This window comes from Nocardiopsis sp. TNDT3 (genome assembly GCF_003427465.1).
Taxonomy (GTDB): domain Bacteria; phylum Actinomycetota; class Actinomycetes; order Streptosporangiales; family Streptosporangiaceae; genus Nocardiopsis; species Nocardiopsis dassonvillei.
The window spans coordinates 1-1,248 of record NZ_QPFC01001259.1 but is presented as its reverse complement, the minus strand read 5'-3'; the positions used below and the strand labels follow the sequence as shown (position 1 = coordinate 1,248).

General features: G+C 80.9%; 1 protein-coding gene and 1 pseudogene. Both read left to right on the top strand.

The window, feature by feature from the left end:
- Window positions 1-498, top strand: a pseudogene (locus tag DQW06_RS26620) (hypothetical protein); the annotation flags it as partial.
- On the top strand, window positions 495-1,248 hold a 754-nt coding region (locus DQW06_RS26615), incomplete at its 3' end, for an RAMP superfamily CRISPR-associated protein (protein ID WP_232833172.1). The pseudogene DQW06_RS26620 and the gene DQW06_RS26615, both read left to right, overlap by 4 nt.

Here is a 1,248-nt window from a genome sequence, read left to right as displayed (position 1 = left end):
CTCACCCCCGGCCTGCTGGGGCGCCTGCGCGAGGTCGCCGCCGATCCCCACTCCACCCCCGAGGACGCCCTGGCCGCCCTCGGGCGCACCGTCCGCGGCCGCGTCCCCGGCCACACGGGCACCCCCAAGGTCCCGCACGGCCGGGCCGTGCGCGCCCTGGACCGGGCCCGCCTGGTCCGCCCGGGCCACGACCGCCCCGTCAGCGTCCGGTCCTGGCTGTCGGACCTGTCCGGCGGGGCCGGGGCCTGGTGGCGGGACAACCGGCCCCACCCCGTGCACAGCCCCGCCTACGCCCGGGCCGTCGCCGCCGTGGACCTCTCCCTGCCCGACGGTCTGCCCCCCGGGGACCGGGGCCTGTCCGCCCGCGCCCGCGACTGGGAGCGCCATGCCGCCGCACGCCTCGCCCTGGTCCTGGTCTCCTCCTGGCTGGCCGAGGCCGCCCGCCTGCCGCGCGCCGAGCAGGACGGGGGACGCCCCGGCGGGGGAGGCCCCGGGTGAGCGGCGAGCCAGCCCCGCCCGGGCTGCTGTGGGAGGTCACCCTGCGGCTGTGCCTGCTCTCCGACACCCACGTCGGGGCGGCCCGGGCCAGGCCCCGCCACGCCGCCGGAAGCGACGCGGACCTGCACGTGGACCGCGACCCGGTCACCGGCGCGCCCCGTCTGCGCGCCACCACCCTGGCCGGGCTGCTGCGCCACGAACTCGCCGCCCGCACGGGCGACCCCGACGACGTCCGCGCCCTCATGGGCTCGGCGGAGTCCGAGGCCGCGCCGGGCGGGGAGGGGGCCGCCGCGAGCGCGCTGGACGTGGACGACGCCCGCGCCGAACTCCCCGAGGACACAGCGGTAGCGGTCCGCACCGGCATCCGGGTCGACCCGGCCGCGGGCACCGTCCAGCCGGGCCGCACGTGGCGGTGGGAGATCCTGCCCGCGGGTACCGTGTTCACCGCCCACCTGCGCCTGCACGTGCCCGCACCGGCCGACGAGGCCCGCCTGCTCACCCTGCTGCTCCTGGCCTGCGACGGACTCTCCGGGCCCGGCGGGTCCGGCCCCGGCATACGCGTGGGCGGGCGCACCGGCCGCGGCTACGGCGCCGTCCGCGCCACCCACTGGTCGGCGCGCCGCCACGACCTCACCGACGAGCGCGGCTGGCTCGCCTACCACGCGCGCTCCTGGGCCCGGCGCTGGGAGGAGGGCGCCGACGCGCTCGCCGACGCCCCCGCCGACCTGGCCGCCGCCCTGACCGGGGCCC